1 protein-coding gene is annotated in these 525 nt (G+C 37.9%); it reads right to left on the reverse strand.

The genetic code is table 11. The features are described from left to right. Positions 1-4 precede the first annotated feature (4 nt). Positions 5-525: DUF4199 domain-containing protein (locus tag E1176_RS00230; protein WP_155208588.1), on the reverse strand; the 521-nt coding region annotated here is incomplete at its 5' end.

Genomic DNA, 525 nt, shown 5'->3' on the forward strand with positions numbered 1-525 from the left:
AGGTTTATTCAGCTGTTGAACGGCTTTTAAATCGATCCTCCGTTCTACGGAGAAAAACGGATAGAATAAGTGTGAGGGGAAATCCAATAAGCAGGCTCTTTATAATATAATCAAGCGTAAGCACCGATGGCGTAATAGTACGTAATAATGCAACCTGCTTCTGATACTCCTCTTCTGTAATAGTAATTGACCCATCAGAAACTAATTGTTGCTTGTCCAGCTCCAGTCCTTTGATCGTGCCTGCCACATACTGATCCAGGAAATCTGGTACAACAATAGAAAATAGCCAAATAAACGCTCCAGCAATCATAGCTACTATCAGGTAGGTGATAAATCCATTTACCAATCCTTCCCAAAAATGAAGTATGCCGCCATTGTAGTATTCTCTATATTCTTTGATCGAAAAGAAAATGATGACACCAAACAGAAATATTCGGTAGTCATAAAATATAGGAATTAACATGGGGTGTTTGCCTGAATAAAATAGTACAATCATTAGTACTATAGCTAATACAGACGCTGCTA

Source organism: Fulvivirga aurantia (genome assembly GCF_009711475.1).
GTDB classification, from domain to species: domain Bacteria; phylum Bacteroidota; class Bacteroidia; order Cytophagales; family Cyclobacteriaceae; genus Fulvivirga; species Fulvivirga aurantia.